This window comes from Pseudomonas sp. AB6 (assembly GCF_034314105.1).
GTDB lineage: Bacteria > Pseudomonadota > Gammaproteobacteria > Pseudomonadales > Pseudomonadaceae > Aquipseudomonas.
The window spans coordinates 1,591,476-1,611,481 of record NZ_JAVIWJ010000001.1 but is presented as its reverse complement, the minus strand read 5'-3'; the positions used below and the strand labels follow the sequence as shown (position 1 = coordinate 1,611,481).

Annotated in this window: 11 protein-coding genes and 4 pseudogenes; 6 read left to right on the top strand and 9 right to left on the bottom strand. The window is 50.9% G+C overall.

Features of this window, described 5'->3' with window-relative positions:
• Positions 1-9: 9 nt before the first annotated feature.
• The gene (locus RGW60_RS07770; protein WP_322170259.1) at positions 10-2,049 is read left to right on the top strand and encodes a hypothetical protein; all 2,040 of its coding nucleotides are present in this window, start codon (positions 10-12) and stop codon (positions 2,047-2,049) included.
• Positions 2,050-2,640: 591 nt separating this feature from the next.
• Here the strand turns inward: RGW60_RS07770 and RGW60_RS07765 are convergent.
• Both RGW60_RS07765 and RGW60_RS07760 read right to left on the bottom strand, forming a co-directional pair.
• Positions 2,641-2,850 (bottom strand): annotated as a pseudogene (locus tag RGW60_RS07765) (IS66 family transposase); the annotation flags it as partial.
• Positions 2,851-3,225: 375 nt separating this feature from the next.
• Entirely contained in the window at positions 3,226-3,801 is a 576-nt protein-coding gene (locus RGW60_RS07760) for a hypothetical protein (RefSeq protein ID WP_322170262.1), read from the bottom strand.
• A 407-nt stretch (positions 3,802-4,208) separates the two neighbouring features.
• Here RGW60_RS07760 and RGW60_RS23765 point away from each other — a divergent pair, with 407 nt between their 5' ends.
• From RGW60_RS23765 to RGW60_RS07740, 5 genes and pseudogenes are all read left to right on the top strand, one after another.
• On the top strand, positions 4,209-4,331 hold the full coding sequence (locus tag RGW60_RS23765) for an antitoxin Xre/MbcA/ParS toxin-binding domain-containing protein (RefSeq protein ID WP_322170265.1): 123 nt from the start codon (positions 4,209-4,211) through the stop codon (positions 4,329-4,331).
• A gap of 456 nt (positions 4,332-4,787) precedes the next feature.
• A pseudogene (locus RGW60_RS23760) lies at positions 4,788-5,528 on the top strand (HAMP domain-containing protein); the annotation flags it as partial.
• A gap of 153 nt (positions 5,529-5,681) precedes the next feature.
• Positions 5,682-6,386 (top strand): methyl-accepting chemotaxis protein, encoded by a 705-nt coding sequence (locus RGW60_RS23755; RefSeq protein ID WP_416194845.1) that lies wholly within the window; start codon positions 5,682-5,684, stop codon positions 6,384-6,386.
• 120 nt (positions 6,387-6,506) lie between these two features.
• Positions 6,507-7,286, top strand: coding sequence for an EAL domain-containing protein (locus RGW60_RS07745; protein WP_322170271.1), 780 nt, complete (start codon positions 6,507-6,509; stop codon positions 7,284-7,286).
• Positions 7,287-7,661: 375 nt separating this feature from the next.
• Positions 7,662-10,235 (top strand): EAL domain-containing protein, encoded by a 2,574-nt coding sequence (locus tag RGW60_RS07740; RefSeq protein ID WP_322203555.1) that lies wholly within the window; start codon positions 7,662-7,664, stop codon positions 10,233-10,235.
• Between the two features lie 321 nt (positions 10,236-10,556).
• Here the strand turns inward: RGW60_RS07740 and RGW60_RS07735 are convergent.
• From RGW60_RS07735 to RGW60_RS23745, 7 genes and pseudogenes are all read right to left on the bottom strand, one after another.
• A pseudogene (locus tag RGW60_RS07735) lies at positions 10,557-10,991 on the bottom strand (ATP-binding protein); the annotation flags it as partial.
• A 15-nt stretch (positions 10,992-11,006) separates the two neighbouring features.
• Positions 11,007-11,296: pseudogene (locus RGW60_RS07730) on the bottom strand (IS21 family transposase); the annotation flags it as partial.
• Positions 11,297-11,637: 341 nt separating this feature from the next.
• The gene (locus tag RGW60_RS07725) at positions 11,638-12,696 is read right to left on the bottom strand and encodes an HD domain-containing phosphohydrolase (protein WP_322183874.1); all 1,059 of its coding nucleotides are present in this window, start codon (positions 12,694-12,696) and stop codon (positions 11,638-11,640) included.
• The gene (locus RGW60_RS07720; RefSeq protein ID WP_322203553.1) at positions 12,693-16,160 is read right to left on the bottom strand and encodes a PAS domain S-box protein; all 3,468 of its coding nucleotides are present in this window, start codon (positions 16,158-16,160) and stop codon (positions 12,693-12,695) included. The genes RGW60_RS07725 and RGW60_RS07720 overlap by 4 nt, the downstream gene beginning before the upstream one ends.
• 213 nt (positions 16,161-16,373) lie before the next feature.
• On the bottom strand, positions 16,374-17,996 hold the full coding sequence (locus RGW60_RS07715) for a methyl-accepting chemotaxis protein (RefSeq protein WP_322183870.1): 1,623 nt from the start codon (positions 17,994-17,996) through the stop codon (positions 16,374-16,376).
• Positions 17,997-18,148: 152 nt separating this feature from the next.
• On the bottom strand, positions 18,149-18,862 hold the full coding sequence (locus tag RGW60_RS23750; RefSeq protein ID WP_407074082.1) for a methyl-accepting chemotaxis protein: 714 nt from the start codon (positions 18,860-18,862) through the stop codon (positions 18,149-18,151).
• A 147-nt stretch (positions 18,863-19,009) separates the two neighbouring features.
• A complete protein-coding gene (locus RGW60_RS23745) occupies positions 19,010-19,609 on the bottom strand; it encodes a PAS domain-containing protein (protein ID WP_416194844.1) in 600 nt (199 codons plus the stop codon).
• Between the last annotated feature and the right edge of the window lie 397 nt (positions 19,610-20,006).

Here is a 20,006-nt window from a genome sequence, read left to right as displayed (position 1 = left end):
GATACGAATATGGATAAGGAATATGTGAGCCGCAGCCGTCTCTTCAGAGAGTCCTTTCTCCCTGGTGCCTACACGCGACTACGAAACCAAGCTTATGGCCGTGTGGTTGGAGTGCTTAGCAGTGGTTCCTCGTTGGATGGTGTAGACAAAGAGCAACTGCGTGAAGCCGTGCTCAACTTCGTGAACGACTGGGTTAGATTAGGCGGCGTTGTAGACCCTACTTTCATGACAGCGGCTGAAAAGAAGCGACTTGAAATTCAGTCGCCTTCGGAAATCTCGGTCACTCCCGCGCCGTTGATGCTTACTTGCAAAAAATGCAAGGTCATCGACTTTCACGACTCTTGGTTAACCGAAGACCAGGCGCTCTCTAAGATGGAATCTCGGATCAAGAATCGAGCCGGGCGAAGCTATATATCCTGCAAGCGCGCTGGATGCTCCGGAGAGATGATCCAGATTCCGTATCTGGCAGTACATCGATGCGGCTACGGCAGCCCGATCTACATACATCATTCGGCGCGGCGCAACAGGAATATTGGGTATCGAGATGCTGGCTCGTTCATTCACTCCTCTTTTTTTGACGTCGAAACTAACGACAAGCTGGCAGGTTCGCTTCAAGACAACTGCCCTGCCTGCAACGACCGCTACCAACAAGAAATCAACAAGCGGGGCACCCCGCTCACGAGCGGAGAATCGTTTTACGCCCAAAGCACCCAATACATCGCACTGAGCGAGGATCGAGGCAAGCTCATTGCGAAATTGCTGCAGTGTCTGCATGACGAGCAGCCCGCAGGAACCGGGCCCGCGCAAGACATTGCGCAGGGTGTAGCGCTCGCCCTGCTACGCAAAATCACCGGACGCGAGCTGGAACAAAAACTTTCACAACTGTTGTCCTCCAGTGTTGCAGATGAGGCCGAACAAGAGGCGCTTCGGGCCATTAGAGCCAAAAAATACGAAAGCGTCCTCAGGTTCACCCAACTGGCCAAAGCCGATGAGTTCATGGCCGAGATGCTGAAGTCCACCAATAAAGAAATTGCGGAAATTGACGCCAAGCTTGCTAGCTCATCAGGTTGCTTTAAGGAGGTGCGCTCCCTCGTTCCAGACGAGAGCACGCTGATTGGATTGATGCAGCACCGCCGATCACTTGAGGCCGTTTTCCTTCAGCATGACGTTACCGGCATATCGGTTGAGCAACAAATCGCAGCGACTACTGACCCGTTGGAGCGCGCGGCCCTTAGCGAGCAATGGAGCAGCGTACAAGCGCGTTACGCAATTGAATCGATCTCTCACATTCCGGACTTGCGAGTTGTTTTGGCTACACTTGGGTATACACGTGAAAAAAGCAGCCCATCCGGCACTGAAGGAGTGCCGCCAGTCGTACTCAACGCGTTTGCTGATCGGATAGACGAGGCCATGAGAGGCAAAACGTCGGTGTATGCCATGTCAGCAAAAACTGAAGCGCTCTGGATCCGGCTAGATCCTTGCAGGGTGTTGCGATGGTGTATCGACTCTGCGCACCTGGAAACACCAGGCGATGATGTACTTGTAGACAGGTCTAAGAGCCATGCCTATATCCTGAGCCATTACCCGACGCTGTCGCTGCATCCGGGCATGGTTGCGAAAGCGATCCCTCAGGCCCATCCGGAGAAAGGTGCTCCTTTTCATCTGTTGCACTCAATCAGCCATTCCCTGATGCTCACGGCGCGCCGCCACACGGGGTACGACTCCAAGAGTATTCAGGAATACCTGCTGCCGATGGATTTGTCAGTGATCTTGTACGTCTCATCAGTCCAGAACTATACCGCAGGGGGTCTGCTGACTCTTTTTCAGCATTACCTGAAGCGTTGGTTCGACGATGCCAGTATGTTTGCCTTCAGCTGTGCTTTCGACCCGGTGTGCACGGACATGGGGAGCTCCTGCAGCGGCTGCGTGCAGGTTGAGATCGGATGCGAAACCTTTAATCAAGGGTTGTCCCGTGCATACATTCATGGAGGGCCAGCAAACAGGGAAGCGTCGCTGACGATTCGGAAGGGGTTCTGGAGCGGCTCATAGAGCAAACGCTGGCCTAGGGACGTTGATTGAACTGTCTTCGCTCCTAGGGCGTTAGTTTTTCGCCGGGTGGTGTTGCTTAATTTGCGTCTTTGTTAAAGTATAAGGGCGCAGGTTTACAAATTCACTAGCAAAAGCATCTCCTCGAAGACGTCTGCACCCATGCCTCTCTACTACCGCCCGCCCTGCAGCCGGACAGACCATTGGAATATCAAAGGATTGTTCGGGTATTTTCACTTTGAGCCAAAATTAAGTGAGTGACCATCCGGATTGACAAATACTCAGCATGCCACCTGAGCGGGTACTATATACGATAGGCAGATACCAAAACTTCCGATATCAATACTGATTTTATCCTCCACTCGGATTCTGCAGACTTCAAAAACTCCTTTCTCACTTGTTCTCCCGTCTTTGATGTTTTTCAGCTCTATCTATACCTCGGCATCGCTCTAGCGCATGCGTATTTAGGCGGCAGACTAGTGCCTTAGCCACTGAAAATATCAGAGCAGAGAAGCGTACTCCAGCCTGCCCTAAGTTAGCATTGCCAAAAAAACGGTAAGTTCCTGGGTATCCGACTTTCATAACTACCGGTCGCCACCTGTGCGGCACCGATTCAGAAATAACACTTGCACGCTGCGCTGGCGGACGCGTGAAAACGTCCATCACATAGGAGTATGTATCATACCCGTTCAACCTTCCCGATTGGATCAAATTCATAATCGCAGCCGCCCGTTTTCCGCTACGTAGTGAAACAGTAAATAACCAGTATTTACGACCCAGAGCCCACGGCCGACCTTGGTTGTCGGATAGTCAGACGCGGGCGAATAGAGCGATAATCAACCCTGTTAGTCACGACTGCTTGCAAAGCAGGCAAGTACCCTCATCATCCAAAACGTTCGCGCCACAATTAGCAGGGCACGGCTTCCGCCTCACTTTGTGCTCGGAATCACATACAGGGCAATACAATTTTCTTGTCTTAGCCCCCTTAGGATTCAACACTGCCAAAGGGTATTCAAAACTATCGTCGGAACTAGCGTCTTGTATACACTGTGGGCAAAAAAAGCGATGTTGCTTCTTATCGATGCCAAAATACCGAGACACCGAAGCCGGAGGAAGTTTGTCGATCGCGATCTTTGCTTCCCAACAAACTCGGTTAGTCGCAAATTCGCCGCTACCAAGCTAAGATGCTGGCCCCGTTTTCAAAAAATCTCTACGAATACCTAACCAGGATTCGTTCGGGCAAAGTTCAGAGTAAGAAAACAGGATCACCTCAACGATTTCAGTAGCCTGGATGCGAAAGTCTTTACCCGTCGAATGCATAATAGCGTTACGTTGTTCACGTTGCGAGCGGAAAGCTTCCGCGAACTTCTTAGATAAGGGAGAACTGGAGAAAGTATCATATATTCTGGGCAAGTCTTGAGCATCAGGCATCCTGAAGGTATTGAAGCTTATAGACTTCCCTCCGTAAGGTGATGGCCATTTTGCAGGGGGTTCACTGATTAAAAGGAATGGGGAAATTTCGCATATTTTTCCCTTCAACAATTGTTCAACACCCTGCTGGGCAACAGCAAGAGAGGTGCTCAGTCGGCGTTTAGCTGCAATCCAATACGGCTCAGACATCTCCGCCTGATCATAGCCAAAATACTCCGCTTGATCTAAATCAGTGAAAAGATCAAAAAGTGTACCCCAAGCAAAGTCCAGCAACTCTTTACCTGCGGAAAAAAACTCATCTGACGTCGGAAGATCATTAATCAATTGCTAATTCTCTTAAATTCCATATATAAAAAAACTGACACATCTCCGATCAGCTCTATTATGTACCTCAGTATAGTCTGGGTCGGTACCCAGGTAGCAAGCCAAATTCCCGACATCCTTTACCGCCTTGGTAAAATGCTTCTAGAGATACTCTGCCGACGCACGCGCATTGACTGCCCAGCCTGCAGTAGTCGGTACGGCCTTGTGATCGGCGGCTGCCAGGGAGAGAGTAAAGTGACATAAACGCCCCATCATCAAAATCGAAGCTGCTTGAGCAATCGCTTAATCGTCTGCGAACCTCGCGCCTACCAATAAGCGCCCATCCCACGGAAGTCAGAGATGAATTATCTAGAGCAGATAAAGCACCAAGCCGAACAGACTTTTGGCAACAAAGAAAAGGCAGATGCTTGGCTCAATCAGCCCAAAAAGCTTTCGGTGACCGAGCGCCTCTGGAGCTTGCACGCGAGGCTGAAGGATACCTACTGGTCAGGGATGAGCTTGAGCGAATGACCCACGGGTTCTTCGCTTAGCGGCCGCTCGGATTCAATCAAAATGATGCAAATTCCCTGCTTTAATATGTTGATTCATTTATGACTGGGGATCCCGGATGCTATCGCCTGAAGTTCGACCCGGTGGAGAACATCCAATACGTTGGAAACATTAGGATCTCCTGAGCTCGCGGCCTCACCTTGCCGAGGCTCATCATCTGAAGTCAATCGCAGCATGCAGGGCGGCAGGTGCCAAGCGCTGGTAAAGCTCAACACGCCTGAGGGAATCATCGAGATAATGGAGCGGTTACAAACAGATAGAGTCGACGGTGAGGGAAACCACGCTTCTGATCCCTATGCACAAGTGATACCCATGCATAGCTATTGTACAAGTATGTGCAAGTTCGTATCATCAGTCATGGCCTCGTGCTGGCATGGTTCTAGCGCTCTTGGGCTCACAGTTTAAGGCCACCTCCAAACCGCTCTGAAGGACGATTAATGAACCTCAATATTGCACGCCTAATGTTTGGCAGCGCGACCACAATGGTTCTTGTGGCGTTAGGTCTTTCTTTATGGACGTCTTCGCAGGTTGAGAGGATGGATGAGCTTGGCTATCAATCAGAGAAAATCAGCGAGGCGCGCGAAGTCGTTCAAGAGCTTCGTTATCACGCTGCACAAGTCCAGCAGTTCTACACGGATGCCAGTTTGACCAGTGAGCGAGACTCTGTTGTTCAAGGTCATCAAAATTCTCTACAGGCAGTTGAAAAACTGAATGAGCTAAAAACGTTGATACCCGAACTGGGCCGTGAGCTGGAAATTTCTCGTGGGCCTATAGAGGCGCTTGATCGCATCGGCGACCGCATGTTTCAGGCCTACAGCGCCTCAGGCAAAGCCGCTGGCGATAAGGTGATGGAGGATTTTGACAAGCGCTCGGAAGAGGTAATAGAAAATTTCTCTGCCCTTCATGAGCCTTTGGTCAAAAAATATCAGGCGAACCAGGACGTCACAGCAGCAGTACGTAAGTCTCTCAAACTTAATAATTTGCTGGCGTGGGGGCTTGTACTGGTATTCATGCTCATCACGCTGTGGCTGATCAACCGAAGAGTGTTGCCGCCGCTAAATCACTTGTCGGGTTCATTGCGAAAGTTGAGTGCTGGCAGCGGTGACCTACGCGTCGTCTTGCATCAGGAGAATGATGATGAAATTGGTGTGGTGGTCGCCGATTTTAATCAGTTCATCGCTGGGCTACGTGGGCAAATCGCAACAGTTGCCGAAGTGGGTAATACCTTGGGGCAATCGTCCGGCTATCTGGTCTCGGATGCATTGGCGGCTGAGCAAAGCGCCGAAGTACTGCGGGTCGAAATTGAACAGGTCGCCACCGCCATCAACCAAATGGCCGCCACCGTTCAAGGTGTCGCCTCCAATGCCCGAGCTAGCGCAGCTCAAACAGAAGATGCTGATCGTGAGGCGAAAACCGCAATCGGTGTGGTTAATCAAACAATTGATGATATACGCACTTTGGCCGAAGAAATGCGTGAAGCCGCCGAGGTTATTCAAGCACTGCAGACGCATTCGCAGTCCATCGGCGGTGTACTTGAAGTTATTCGCAACATTGCTGACCAGACAAATCTACTTGCACTCAATGCTGCCATCGAAGCCGCGCGTGCGGGTGAACAGGGGCGCGGATTCGCTGTGGTGGCCGATGAGGTGCGGACACTGGCCAGCCGCACGCAAGCCTCAACACAAGAAATCCAAAGCATGATTGAGCGACTACAAAGTGTCTCGCAACACGCTGTAAAAGTGATGCAGGAAAGCCGTGAGCACGCCGAAAATGGCGTAGCTAGAGTTGAAACAGCAGGTCAGGCCCTTATCAATATTAGCGTGTTAGTGGCTTCCATATCGAAAATGAGCCTGCACATTGCGGAAGCTGCCCGCGAGCAATCGACGGTAAGTGACGAAATCAACCAGCGGATAACCAATGTAGCCAACGTTGCTGGACACACCGCCAAGCTGTCGGAAAGCACCTTGGCACGTGGTCGCGCGGCAGGAGAAGATGCGCAACGTCTTGGGCATATTGTGAGTCTGTTTCAGCATTGAGTAGCGCTTCATAATCTCCGACGCCCCACCATAAATGCTCGCCACGCGTGTATCAACCCACGCAGATACCAACCATTCGAGAACGATTATATCGAGTGTCGATTTATCAAGGGACTAGCAATGACGCAACTTATACCTCTGGCTGTCGGATGCGCGGAATGTCGAAATCTTGAAGGTCTGGGCTTCGAATTCACCATGGCTTTTCAACCCATCTACAATGTCCGCACAGGGGCACCTTACGCCTACGAAGCATTAGTACGTGGTGTCAATGGTGAATCAGCCGCACACATCCTCGGCTTGGTGAATGACACCAATCGCTATCGGTTTGATCAGGCCTGCAGAGTTAGGGCAATTGAACTCGCCGCCCGCCTTGGCCTGCCTGCCATCCCCGAATGCAAGCTAAGTATCAATTTTCTACCCAATGCCGTGTACAGGGCTGAGACGTGCATCCGCGCAACCCTGGAAGCAGCTCGCATATTCGACTTTCCGGTCAATCGCCTTATGTTTGAGGTGACAGAGGGCGAACGCGTGGATGATCCGGATCATTTGAAATCCATTTTCCAAGAGTACGAGCGCCAAGGCTTCACCACGGCTATCGACGACTTCGGATCTGGCTATTCTGGCCTCAACTTTCTGGCGATGTTCCAGCCGCAAGTCATAAAGATCGATATGGCGCTCACGCGCGGAATCGACAAAGACCGAGCGCGGCGCGCCATAGTCGAAAGCATCGCTTTGCTTTCAAACCGGCTGAACATCACCGTTGTTGCTGAGGGAATTGAGACTAGCGAGGAGCGCGATGCCCTACTGGAGTTGGGAGTTGAACTCATGCAGGGTTATTTATTCGCCAGGCCAGTGATTGGGGCGCTGCAATCGATGCCGCTGGAGCTGGTCTGCCCATAGACATCTCGTGTCCCTGGCCCCACATAGCGCAGATGCCTGACCTTGCCCCTCAAGTCCACTGTGCAACGGCTTGAGGGGCAGCTGTTACAGCAGGCCGAATAGTGCTTGTCGGTCAGCGATGGCAAGTCAGCGGATGGCGTGTACACTCTCATGCAATCGCGACTTCGCCCTTACGCCAAATCCTTCAAAATTCAGGTCACCCAGGAGTACGACCGCCCGGCACTTCGACTGCCAGCGTCGTACTTAGCCACAACATCTGATAGCCAACACACGGCGGGCCTGTAGAGAACGTCTGACCAGTCGCTCAAAAAATTATAACCACTGCCGATACATCGATGATAGAGGCACGCCTCCCCTTTCATTGCTTGGTACGATATGTCACAGCCTAACTTTCCCAAGGGATCCCATAGGAGCCCGACTCTTACAAGCGTGGCGCTTGTCAGAAGATCTCTGGTCAATTTCGCGAGGCTGTTGGCTTTTGTTTTTGTTCTTGCAAGCTGTCTGCTTATCTACGTAGCGCAAAATCTCGACAGCACAGAAGAACAAGAAAGCGCGTTTTACGCTAAGAAAGCGGTGCAAACTCTCCAGAAAAACCTAGTAATGACTGTCAAGGATTACGCTTTTTGGGGCGATGCCTACAAACATTTGCATACAGCCATAGACACCGACTGGGCCTTCCGCAGGCAAAACCTTGGATCGACGCTCTACTCTGACTTTGGCGTCCAAGGCGTGTTCGTTGTGAACGCGTTGGATCGCACCGTCTATTCGGTGGTAAGAGGAAAGCTAGTTGCAACCAAGGCTGCCGATTGGCTTGGACAGCCCGTCGGAGCCCTTCTTGATCGGGCTAGGGCAGGCGCGAGAAGTGAGACCCCGGTGGCAACATTTGTCGATGTTGGTGGTGTGCCTGCTTTGGTTGTGGCGGCCGCTTTAACGCCAGGGGCTGATCCGACTGTTGAGAGGGATGATGGGCCAGCCTCGGTTTTGTTCTTCGTTGAAACGCTGGATAGCAGTAGATTGGAGACGATAGGCAAAGAGTACGGGGTTGAAGAGTTGCACTTGTCCACGTCCGATGAGATTGAGGGGGCGTCTATTCTGCCTCTGGGTAAGGACGGGGCCGCTGGCCGACTTCACTGGAACCCTGCGAAGCCTGGCCGCCACCTGCTTAGTTTCATGCTGCCGCTTGTCGCCGTTGCCGCCTTTCTAGCTTGGCTCATGACGTGGGCGATACTTCGCCGAACAACAGTTGCTGCCCTCGCCTTGGACTTGAGCTTTGAGTCCCTGAAGCAAAGTCAGGCGGCGCTTGCAACCAGCGAAGCACGTTTTCGCGATGTCGTTGGGGCTAGCTCGGACTGGATATGGGAAATCGACAGAGACTGGCGATTTACTTACCTTTCCGAGCGGTTTGAAAGTGTGACAGGGCTGCGCAGAGACGATTGGATCGGTGCAACCATTGATGACCTGCTCCATACCGACCTCGGCGCGATATCTCAATGGCTAAGCATCCCAAACCGTCGACACAACATCAGCGTGCAATGTAGCTACGTTGACATTAGAGACAACGCCCGAATTACTCGACTATCGGCACGCGGATTAATCCGTGAGGGATTTCGAGGCACCGCAACGGACGTAACCGACGAAGTTGAAGCGCGTCGGCGTATTGAATACCTGTCGCAACACGACGCTCTGACCGGACTGCCAAACAGGACTCGGCTACAAGAGTTCCTCGACGGGAAACTTAAGTCTGCGCCCTCCCAAGAACAGCCTTTGGTGATGCTCAGTCTCGACCTTGACCGCTTTAAGCCTGTAAATGATCTGCTCGGCCATGCCGCCGGTGATCAAGTTCTTAACGAAGTCTCTCGTCGGTTGGGCGACTGCGTCCGCAGCGGTGACCTGGTTGCGAGAATTGGTGGTGATGAGTTTGTATTGATTCTTAATGATGTCAGCTCCCCAGACGAGGTGGAGGCGGCGTGTCGGCGCTTGATCGATTCTATTGAACAGCCAATAGCGATTGAGGATCAGGAGGTTTTTGTGAGTGCGAGCGTTGGCATTGCCATGGCCCCCCACGACGCTATTCAGGCAGCGGAGCTGCTGCGGTATGCCGACATTGCGTTGTATGAGGCTAAAGCCGGAGGGCGCAATACATGGCGATTCTATGCCAGCGACATGAATACAAAAATCATCGAACGCCGCCAGCTCGAAAACGACCTTCGTTACGGGATAAAACATGGAGAGTTGCGCCTGCATTTCCAACCCCGCTTCCGCATTAATAATGGAGAACTGGTTGGAGCGGAAGCTTTAGTGCGCTGGCAGCACCCCAAGCGAGGCCTGATTTCGCCGGATACATTTATACCTATCGCTGAAGAAACCGGACTCATCCTCCCACTTAGCAACTGGGTGCTAACAACGGCCTGCGCAACCGCAGCTCGCTGGCCAGAAAACCTCTTTGTGTCGGTTAACTTATCTTCCACCGAATTCCAACGCGGTAATTTGGTTGAGCGAATCGGCAAAGCAATCGAGGACACTGGACTCGAAGCGAAGCGCTTGGAGTTAGAGGTAACCGAAAGCGTTATGCTTGAAGACGCTTCTGGAGCTCTTGAAGTGATGCGAGTTCTGAAAGATTTAGGCGTGCGCATATCCATGGATGACTTTGGAACCGGCTACTCATCCCTCAGCTACCTACGTTCGTTTCCGTTCGACGGGCTCAAAATAGACCGCAGTTTCGTCAGCCGACTGGGTGAAAGCGAAGACGATAGATCGATCATTCAAGCCATTGTAGGCCTGGGCCGCGCATTGTCTTTGACTGTAACTGCGGAAGGTATTGAAACCATCGAGCATCTTGATTTACTCAAAGCAGTCTGTTGCGATGAGGGCCAAGGGTATTTCTTGAGCCGACCTTTAGAGAGCGATGCTTTCGACTCCTTACTAATGGCGAAGATACCGGTGGGTTAGATTTAACACTCTAGTTGTTTGTCTCGCGAACACCTATCACTGTGGGAAAGGTAATAGGTGACGGTTCGCCAACCATTGCCGCACCAGTTACCCCCCGTATAACTCAGCCTGAGGCGCGCGGGTGAGCATGCGCGCAACTTGAACGGCAAGGTGGTTTTCGATGGTTTTACGGGCTACAAAACAGGCTTGGAGAAAGGCATGACCGAAATCGAGCCTCATCCGGTTACTGTCAGCAAGTTTTTCTGGGCGTTGTCAGTTAGCCTACGGATTCCACGCCATTCGGCCACTCATTCCACTAACATCGGGCCACCTGTTCCACGCTTATCCGGCCGGGCAGTCGGAGCGCAGCGACGCAGATTTGCATTGTTTACCCGCTGTCGTCAATTTCGTTGAGCGCCTGCGCATCGATTCGCCCTTCAGTTCGAGGCGGTAAGCGTTGTGTACTACCCGGTCGAGGATCGCGTCGGCCAAGGTCGGCTGCCGATCAGCTCGTGCCATTTGTCCACCGGCATCTGGCTGGTCACCAGTGTTGAGCGATGGCCGTAAAGGTCGTCCAGCAGTTCCAGCATGTTGCGCCGTTGCGCAGCGGTAAACGGAGCCAAGCCCCAGTCATCCAGGATCAGCAGATCTGTCTTGGCGTATCCGGCCGTAACCAGGGGCCGCTGCCCAGTTGCAGGATCAGTGACTGTCCGGGCCACGGGGACTGCGGTAATCGATGTCCTCTAGGCAAGCGTTATGACGCAGTCGGGCCGCTTTAGACGACTACTCATGGCTGAGGCGGTACTCTTGCCAGAGCAGAGCCAGCATGACACCGGGGTGGCGCAGTTCAGCGTGAGCCTTGGTATCGGACGTTGATCCCTGGGAACCGCAGGCGGTGGTGGGAAAAGACGTCGTTGCAGCTCGGTATCGGTCACAGCCGAGGGCCAAATCAGCCCGCTGGCAGCAAAGCGATTGAGATAGTCACCGACGCTGGCTCGACTCACTTGCAAGCTGACGGCGATCTGGCGAGCAGACAGGCCGACCTCGAATTTGAGACGTAATACTTCTCTAATCTTACGCATGGATAAGCTTTCCACGACGACCTCTTTGCTTCGATAAAAGAGGTCGATAGTAGTGGATTAATCCTGCTTCGCTGCCTGCCTTAGGGGTGGCCAAATGGCCGTGGAATCCCCTCCCCGCGCGTCTATCGCAAGCGTCGCGTGGGCCACCGCATCCACGCCAATCTTGTGCGAAAAGGGAAACCGAATTTCCGCAACGTGGACGATAAAAACCTGCGATTTGCGTATCTTTAAAAAACTAGAGCCGGACGTCCCCAAGCTTACCGAGTCGTGCTGGCGGCAAAAGGACAAAAGGCCCGGTTGGACGCTAAGCAAGGTATTTTGAAAAACGCCGACACGTCGATTTATAACTCCATATATCGATCACGAATTTTAAGTATTTCGTCCAGATGCTCCAAGAAAATGGCCACAACAGCAGGGTCAAAGTGTACGCCAGCCCCGTCATTTATATGTTGGACAGCATCATCGATTGACCAGGCCACTTTATAGGGGCGGTTTGAAGTCAGCGCATCGAATACATCCGCAACCGCAACAATACGCCCCTCCAGAGGTATTGCGGCTCTCGACAACCCCTGTGGATAGCCACTGCCATCCCACTTCTCATGATGTGTCAGCGCAATGCTGCGAGCCATACAAATGAGTGGAGCGTCGCCTTGCTCAAGAATTTTCGCGCCGATACGCGAATGGGTTTTCATAATCTCCCATTCATCGTCATTGAAATTTCCAGGTTTGAGCAAAATTCGGTCAGGAATACCAATTTTTCCAATATCGTGCATCTGGCTAGCGTATTGCAAAAGCTCGCATTGTTTGTCAGAACAGCCTAAATATTTAGCTAGCAAGGCGCTGTACTGACTCATGCGCAGAATATGAAAACCTGTTTCGTTGTCTCTATACTCGGCAGCACGTCCCAAACACTGCACAGCCTGAATTCGAGCATTATTGAGTTCCTGCGTCCGCGTCTGAACCAATTGCTCTAATAGCGTGTGGTTGTCGTGCAAAAGCCGATGAGCTATTTGCGCATCTAGCAAATTTCGCACCCGCATCAAGAACTCTACACGGGAGAATGGTTTGCTGACGAAGTCGCGGGCGCCCGCAGCAAGCGCTTTCAACAGCTCATCCTTACCATTCTGTGCGGTCAGGATGATCACAGGAGGCAGCAGTGGGTCATCCAGTGCCTGTAACTGCTCCAACACCTTGTACCCGTCAAGATACGGCATGTTGATATCAAGCAAAATGAGGTCTGGACGTGCCTCTAGGTAATGCGCAATAACCTGCCGGGAGTCTTGGATTAGGACAGGGGCTGGATAGCCCTGACGGACGAGCATTTTTTCCAGTAGCTTAAGATTACTGGGTTCGTCGTCTACGGCAAATATACGGGCCTGCATAACAGGTGGGTGACTCATGCCAACTCCTCGACGCCCAGATTAAGGTGCCGGTTCAATATTTCAAGTAACTGATGAAAGTTTATCGGCTTGGTTAGATAACTATCGAATCCGGCTTGCTGTGCTCGCTCAACATCAGATGGCATGGCATTGGCCGTGACGGCAATGACTGGCACTACGCGAGTGCGGGGATCTGACTGAAGAATGGCTAGTAATTGGTAGCCGTCCATTTCCGGCATGTTGATGTCGAGCAAAATCAGATCGGGTGTCTGGGTGAGGGCAATTTCGAGTCCCTGCGCCGGGGAGCTAGCAGTGAGGACTTGAATATGAGGGTGCTTTTTAAAATACGTGCTGATCAGTTTCAGATTGATCGGATTGTCGTCCACGCACAGCACGCGCTGAGCTGCAAAGTTGTTGCCAGCCTGCCGAATGCGGATGCAGTCAGGCTCAATGGTGGTGCTTTGAGTGAGTGCTTCGTCAGCATATAGTTCAAGCCAGAACGTACTGCCCTGACCTTCAATGCTATTGACGCCAATGCTACCCCCCATGAGTTTCACCAGACGTTTGGCAATGCTCAAGCCAATGCCAGTCCCTTCTATTTCGCTGTATTCCGCATCAAGTCGACTGAATGGCTGAAATAACTCATCGATACGAGTTGCGGGAATCCCCATCCCAGTGTCAGAGACTTCAATACGCAACATGCCCACATCGCAAGGGGTCGCTTTTAGCGTTATCTGACCACCAACTCGATTGTATTTCACTGCATTTGAGAGCAAGTTCAGTAGCACTTGTTTCAAGCGCATGCGATCAGCTTTTACAATGATTTCCTCGGAAATGAAAAAATGGGTCGATAGGTCGCGAGCATCTGCTAAAGGCTGAATAAGGCTCCAACACTCAGCCACAATACAGTGAAGTGCTACAGGCTCTATAGACAGGGTGAGGCTGCTGGATTCAATTTTGGCTAAGTCTAAAATTTCATTGATCAACGCCAACAGATGATCACCGCCGTTGAGAATCTCCCGGACGCTATCAAGTTGATCGGCACCCAGACTATCGTCGCACTCAAGCATTTGGGCGAAGCCGAGAATAGCATTCATCGGCGTACGCAATTCATGACTCATGCTCGATAGAAAATCAGTTTTAGCCTGATTAGCTGCATTGGCAGCCACCTTGGCTTGGCCAAGTTCTCTATGGCGTGCAATTTCTTCGCTAAAGTCAGTAAAAATATTAAATCCGTACTGGAACTGACCTTGTTCATCCTTAACAAGACCTACACAACTATTAGAGATGAATTCAGAACCATTTTTTCGTCTAAGAGGTAACTGTCCTTGCCAATTGCGTCCTTCTGAAATGCTTCTCAGCAATTTTTTTGACGACGGCGACTCTTTGTCGACGATGAAATTCTTGAAATTTTGCCCAAGGAGATCAACATCTTCGTATCCTAACTCGATACGTAGCGCTCGGTTTTGATAGAACATATGACACCTATCATCGAAAATGCCGATGCACTGCTCGCTAGACTCAAAAATCTGCCCGAATAGGGTAAGTCGGTGCTCTGCTGCTTTGCGCTGGGTAATGTCTTGAACTTGGCAAACAAAATGCAGCGGCTGCTGATCGGCATTGCGAACCAAAGAAATATTAAGCTCGGCGATGACCGTCCGTCCGCCCTTGGTGAAGTACCGATTCTCAAATTGTTGAGGCACACAGTCATTACAAATAAAACGATTAAGAACCTCTTGATAATGGTTTAAATCATCAGGGTGGATAATTGCTTGAGGGAAGCTTTTCAACAACTCATCGTTGCTAAAATCAAACATCGCACAGAGCGTTTGATTTAACTGCAACCAGCGGCCATCCAAACCGATCAATGCCATGCCTATGCCAGAGGAGTCGAAGGCGCTGCGAAAGCGCAATTCGCTCTCCTGAAGGGTCTGCTCTACGATTTTTAATGCATGTATATCCTGAGTGACGCCAAAAAGCCGAATTGCTCGCCCATTGACATCGAACTCCGCCTCTCCACGCTGAAGTAACCAGTGCCACGACCCATCAGGCCAAATCGCTCGATGCTCGACTTCGTATGTGTCGATATTCGAAAGCATGCGATTAATACTGTTGAGTACATGCGGAAGATCATCCGTATGAATAAGGCTCAAAAATGTTTCGTAGCTGACTTCTGCAAATTCCTCTGTGCGCCCAAACAGACCTATCATCGAAGAGGATAGCTGGAAGGCGCGCGACCTCATGTCAAACTCCCATGTGCCGACTCGACCCGCAATCTGGCTGCGCTGAAGACATTCATGGCTGACTCGGAGGGCCGTCTCATTCGCTTTGTGCTGAGTCATGTCAGTGCGTATGGAAATGTACTGTATGGGTTTCCCCTGCTCGTTGAGGAACGGTACGATGGTGGTCTCAACCCAATACAGTTGCCCGTCCTTACGTCGGTTACAGACTTCGCCATGCCAGATTTTACCGCAGCGAATAGTCATCCACATATCCTGGTAAAACTCGTGAGGGTGTATACCCGACTTTACAATGCGATGAGTTTTCCCAATAAGTTCTGCGCGGCTATAACCGCTTATTTCACAAAAACTATGGCTTACATGAAGAATGCGCCCTTGGGTGTCAGCCAAACTGACAGTCGAGTGTTGGTCGATCGCGTGGCGAAAGTTTTTCAAGCGCGCTCGGGCCCTCTCGGCGTCCTTAACACATGTTTGATGACTCCTCCTACGATTTTGCGCTGCCCCTGCGCGTTGTTTGGCAATGTCGGCTAGCAGTCCGGGGGCAATCTGCTTAGCATGCCAGTCGAGTAGAACGAGCGCTTTGGCCTGACGAAGTTGGAATATGCAGTCCTCACTGAACAACGCAATTACCGGTAAGTCATCAGTTTCCGGCCATTGTTTTGCGATCTCCGCTATCTCCAACACATGGGAGCATGCATCGGTCAGATCAATAATAAGAACGTCCGGTCGCACCTGCCCTAGGGTTTGCAGCGCATGATCTACCTCGCGATTTAAAATGATCTCTAGACCCTCTTCATTTAATGCATCGACGAGCAGATCAGCATGCACATCATCAGATAGAAGTAATATCTTTGGCAGTGCAGATTTTTCTGGCTGATTGAGGTTGAGGCGGCCGATCAATTGCTCAAGCGAACTACGCTGATGTATTAAATGGTGGGCGCCCATGCCAATCCAATAGCGTTGTTGCACTACGGTGCTGTGATCATCGGTGATCACGATCCACTCATTACAGTTACGCGTTTTGTCCAATAGCAATGTGTGTTGCAAATCTTCAAGTGATTCAAGCCAAGTCAGCTCGGACAGCAGGCAATCGCTATTTCTCAATAAGGGTAGGCACTCAACATCAGTGCAGGTTATGAGCGTGGAGCCTTGAGCGTTTAATTCCTCAGCGAGGGGCGCCAAACTCAGTAAAAACGTGCCTAATGTATAGACGCCCAACAATGGTGGCTGATTACCCTTCTTCATGCTGAAATCCGTCATGGTAATAACAGTCTTAAATTATCGTGAGCCAGTCGGCTCTCTTGATTTTTCGTTCAGACGGAGTGCAAAATCACGGCTTCAATGCCGAGTTTCTCGTGATTTCAAAAGCCTGCATGCCGCGTTGGTCAATCTGGAAATAGACATCGCGGTGCCCAAGTTCGAATCAGAACAATCAGTGGTAGGCCCTCGTAACCAGGTCTACACCGAAAAACTTGCCACCAATCGATTCAGGTCAACGGCAAGTAAGGAAAGTTCATAGCTGGCCGCTGATGTTTGACTGGCGGCAGACGAGCTTTGTATGGATAAGTCTCGAATACTGATAAGGTTCTCATCTACGGATCGAGCGACCTGCGCTTGCTGCTCAGAAGCAGCAGCAATCATCAGATTTCGATCATTGATTTCGGAGATAGCGACCGCTATTTGCTCAATCGCAACCCCCGCCTCACGGGCGATCAGCAGGGTCGACTCAGCTTCTTCGCTGCTTTGCTTCATTGACTGTACGGCCGTAGAGGAATCTTTCTGGATACTTTGGATCATCTGCTCTATTTCTTGGGTCGATGACTGGGTACGGTGCGCCAGCGCCCTGACTTCATCGGCGACCACTGCGAATCCACGTCCCTGCTCTCCCGCACGTGCCGCTTCGATGGCAGCGTTCAAAGCCAAGAGGTTAGTCTGCTCGGCAATTGAGCGAATCACATCAAGAACCTTAGCGATGTTCTGTGTTTGATTTGCCAAACCTTCGACTTCCACGCCGGTCTGCCCAACGGTGCTACTTAGCTTTTGAAGCGAAGCAATCGTCCGGCCGACACGCTCCTGGCCAGTATGGGCAGAACGTTCGGAGGCTTGGGTGGATTTGGAGGCCGAGACAGCGTTGCGTGCGACTTCCTCGACGGCAGCAGTCATCTCATTGACCGCTGTAGCAGCCTGGTCGGTTTCCAGGCTTTGGCGTTGTATTCCAACGTTCGACTCGTTGGTAATCGCGCTCATCTGTTCGGCGGCTGAAGCCAATTGGCTGGAGGATTCAGAGATATGTTGGATCGTATTCTTGAGACTTAAACGCATCGCTGCGGTTGCGTTTTGTAGGTCAGTTATCTCGTCGGCACCATCAACCTCCACGGGAGTGCGCAAGTCGCCGTTAGCTATTTTGCGAGTGCTGAGCAGCAGTGCCAAGATCGGTTGGCTGATACTTCGAGTAAACACGACCGCAACTACGATGGTGAAAAAAATAGCGAGGACGCTCAGGACAATGGTAATCATCAATCCACTTTTGAAGCTGTCGTCAGCAATTTTGCCTGACTGCTCAGCACCTTTCTCATTGAGAGCAATCAATTCCTCAATAGAGGCTTGCAATGCGACAGCTTGAGGTTTGGTAGTATTTTTGACAAAAGCTGCCATCTCTGGATATGACGCTATTTTGCTTAGTTGTACAAGTTCGTCGACCTTGGCTTGATACGCGACTACATTTACCTTCACTTGATTGAATAATTCTTGTTCGGCAACACTAGAAACCAAATGTGTATACGCTTCAGCCGTTTGGGTTAATGCGCGCTTCGTGAGATCAATTTTTTGCAGAGAGCCTTCGCTCAATCTGTCATCGTCCATCACGTAGCGCCTACTATCCACGCGGTAAAGCAGTGCTGCCGTTTCTATTTTTCCAGCCTGTAAAACACTGGGAAGCCAATCGGTCTGCAGCTGGGACGCAGACTTGTGCACGTCGTTAAGCTTAGAGAGAACAGTTACGGCCAGTGCGATCAAGATAGAACAAATAACGCCGAAACTGAGAAGGGCTCTCGCGGCTAGTCTTACGTTACGTATTTTCATATCATAATTCTCGAAACATTACACTGCGGTGAATGGCGCTCAATGTGCCATAGTTGGTCAGTATGTATTGATTAGATTAGCACCTGCGGATTTAGACCTTCCCTCCTCGAGCTAACGTTATCGACGACCGCAGCGATATTGACTGAATAGAATCAATGACGTTTCTCCCAAAACTGTTTGGCCAGTTCGCTCATTGTCGAAGATAACTGTGCAACAGCTGCTGCGCTTTCGAAATTGCTCAGTACTGTCTGGACGTTAGCATTAGCGGTATCTCGAATGCTGTTGATACTGCGGTTAATGTCCTCACTAACCCCGCCTTGCTGCTCGACAGCTGCCGCTATCTGCGCATTCATATCGGTGATTTCATTTACTCGCTTCCCGATACCGTTAAGTGCGGTGGCGGCGTCTTGGGCATGACTGACACTGGAGTGTGCTTGCTGGCTGCTCTGCTCCATCACAGTCACGGCAGCGCGGGCCCTTTCTTGCAAAGCGCTGATCATGCCTTGGATATCTGTCGTTGACTGCTGAGTACGGGCCGCAAGGTTGCGTACTTCATCCGCCACCACGGCAAACCCTCGCCCCTGCTCTCCGGCGCGAGCAGCCTCAATCGCAGCATTCAGGGCTAGTAAGTTGGTCTGATCGGCAATACTGCGAATTACGTCCAACACCTTCGAGATTTCATTGCTTTGACCCTCAAGCTCATGAATAACTTGTGCGGCCTGCTGAATCTCACCTTCCAGTTCGGTAATAGACTGACTGGTATGAGCAACCAAGCGTTGTCCCGACGAGGTTTCGCTGTAAGCCCTTCCCGCTCTATCGGCAGCATGTTGAGCGTTGGCGGCCACTTCCTGAATACTAGCAGCCATCTGATTAACAGCCGTCGCAATTTGGTCTGTCTCTGCGTGTTGCTCGGCGGTCAATAAGTTGCTTATCTCGATCTCACTAAGAAGCCGGTTGGCGTGCTCCCCCAGTCGATTGGACGCATCGCCAATGCGTCCAATAATAGATCCTGTTTAAGACTCCATCATCTGTAAGGCGAAGTCTATTTGGCCGAACTCATCGCTACGTCCTGTGTAGAGCAACTGGCTAAGGGGATTATCTGCAATAGCCAGGGCCCTTAGAGTGAGGCGATTCAGAGGAGACAACAAGGCCACGATAGCGACTGAGCTCAAGCCGCCAGCTAAGAGCATCGCAAGCATCGTGCCGCTGAAAGTCATAGGCATCATAAAATTTGCCACTGCCACGCTGACCAGATTGCCCATCCAAACAAGCAAAGCCAATTTAATCCCAAGACCCGGCGACCACTTTCCTGGTAGTGATTTACCCTCTCTCAAATGCGCGTATAACTTTTTCGCAGCCAGAATCTGCGCAGGTTTTGGCTTGGTTCTTATGGACTGGCATTCAACAACTTTACCATTCTTGCTGATAGGTGTGACAAAGGCGCTGACCCAGTAATGGTCACCGTTTTTGCAACGGTTTTTCACTAAACCCATCCATGAGCGACCTGCTTTCAGCGTAGCCCACATGTGCGTAAAAGCGGCAGGGGGCATGTCCGGGTGTCTTACGATGTTATGTGATTGTCCCAATAGCTCCGCTTCGGTGAAACCACTGATATTGATGAAGTCATGGTTAACGTATGAGATATGGCCTTCAGGATCGGTCGTCCCGGGACAGTTCCAGATTACGTCCCGTCACAGGGAGGTTTTGGCGCATAAATAGTCCTGTAAATATTAGAGTTCACAACGGGTGGCACCACGATATAAGACCAATTAACTATGTCTCCATTTGGATAAGTGAGTTTCCGACCTTAAATAAGTCTAGAATTGGCGCCCTTAAACTGACGCCAATATTACTCCCTTGTCTATTAAGAACACTGCCGAACTAGAATCATATCCTAAATACCTCTATTTTCTGATTCGGATAATGTCATAGGAATAAAACTCTGCGCAATGCTCTTAGGAGTATATATGTATATAGATACCATTCATCCGAGTGAATTTTGAAATAGTA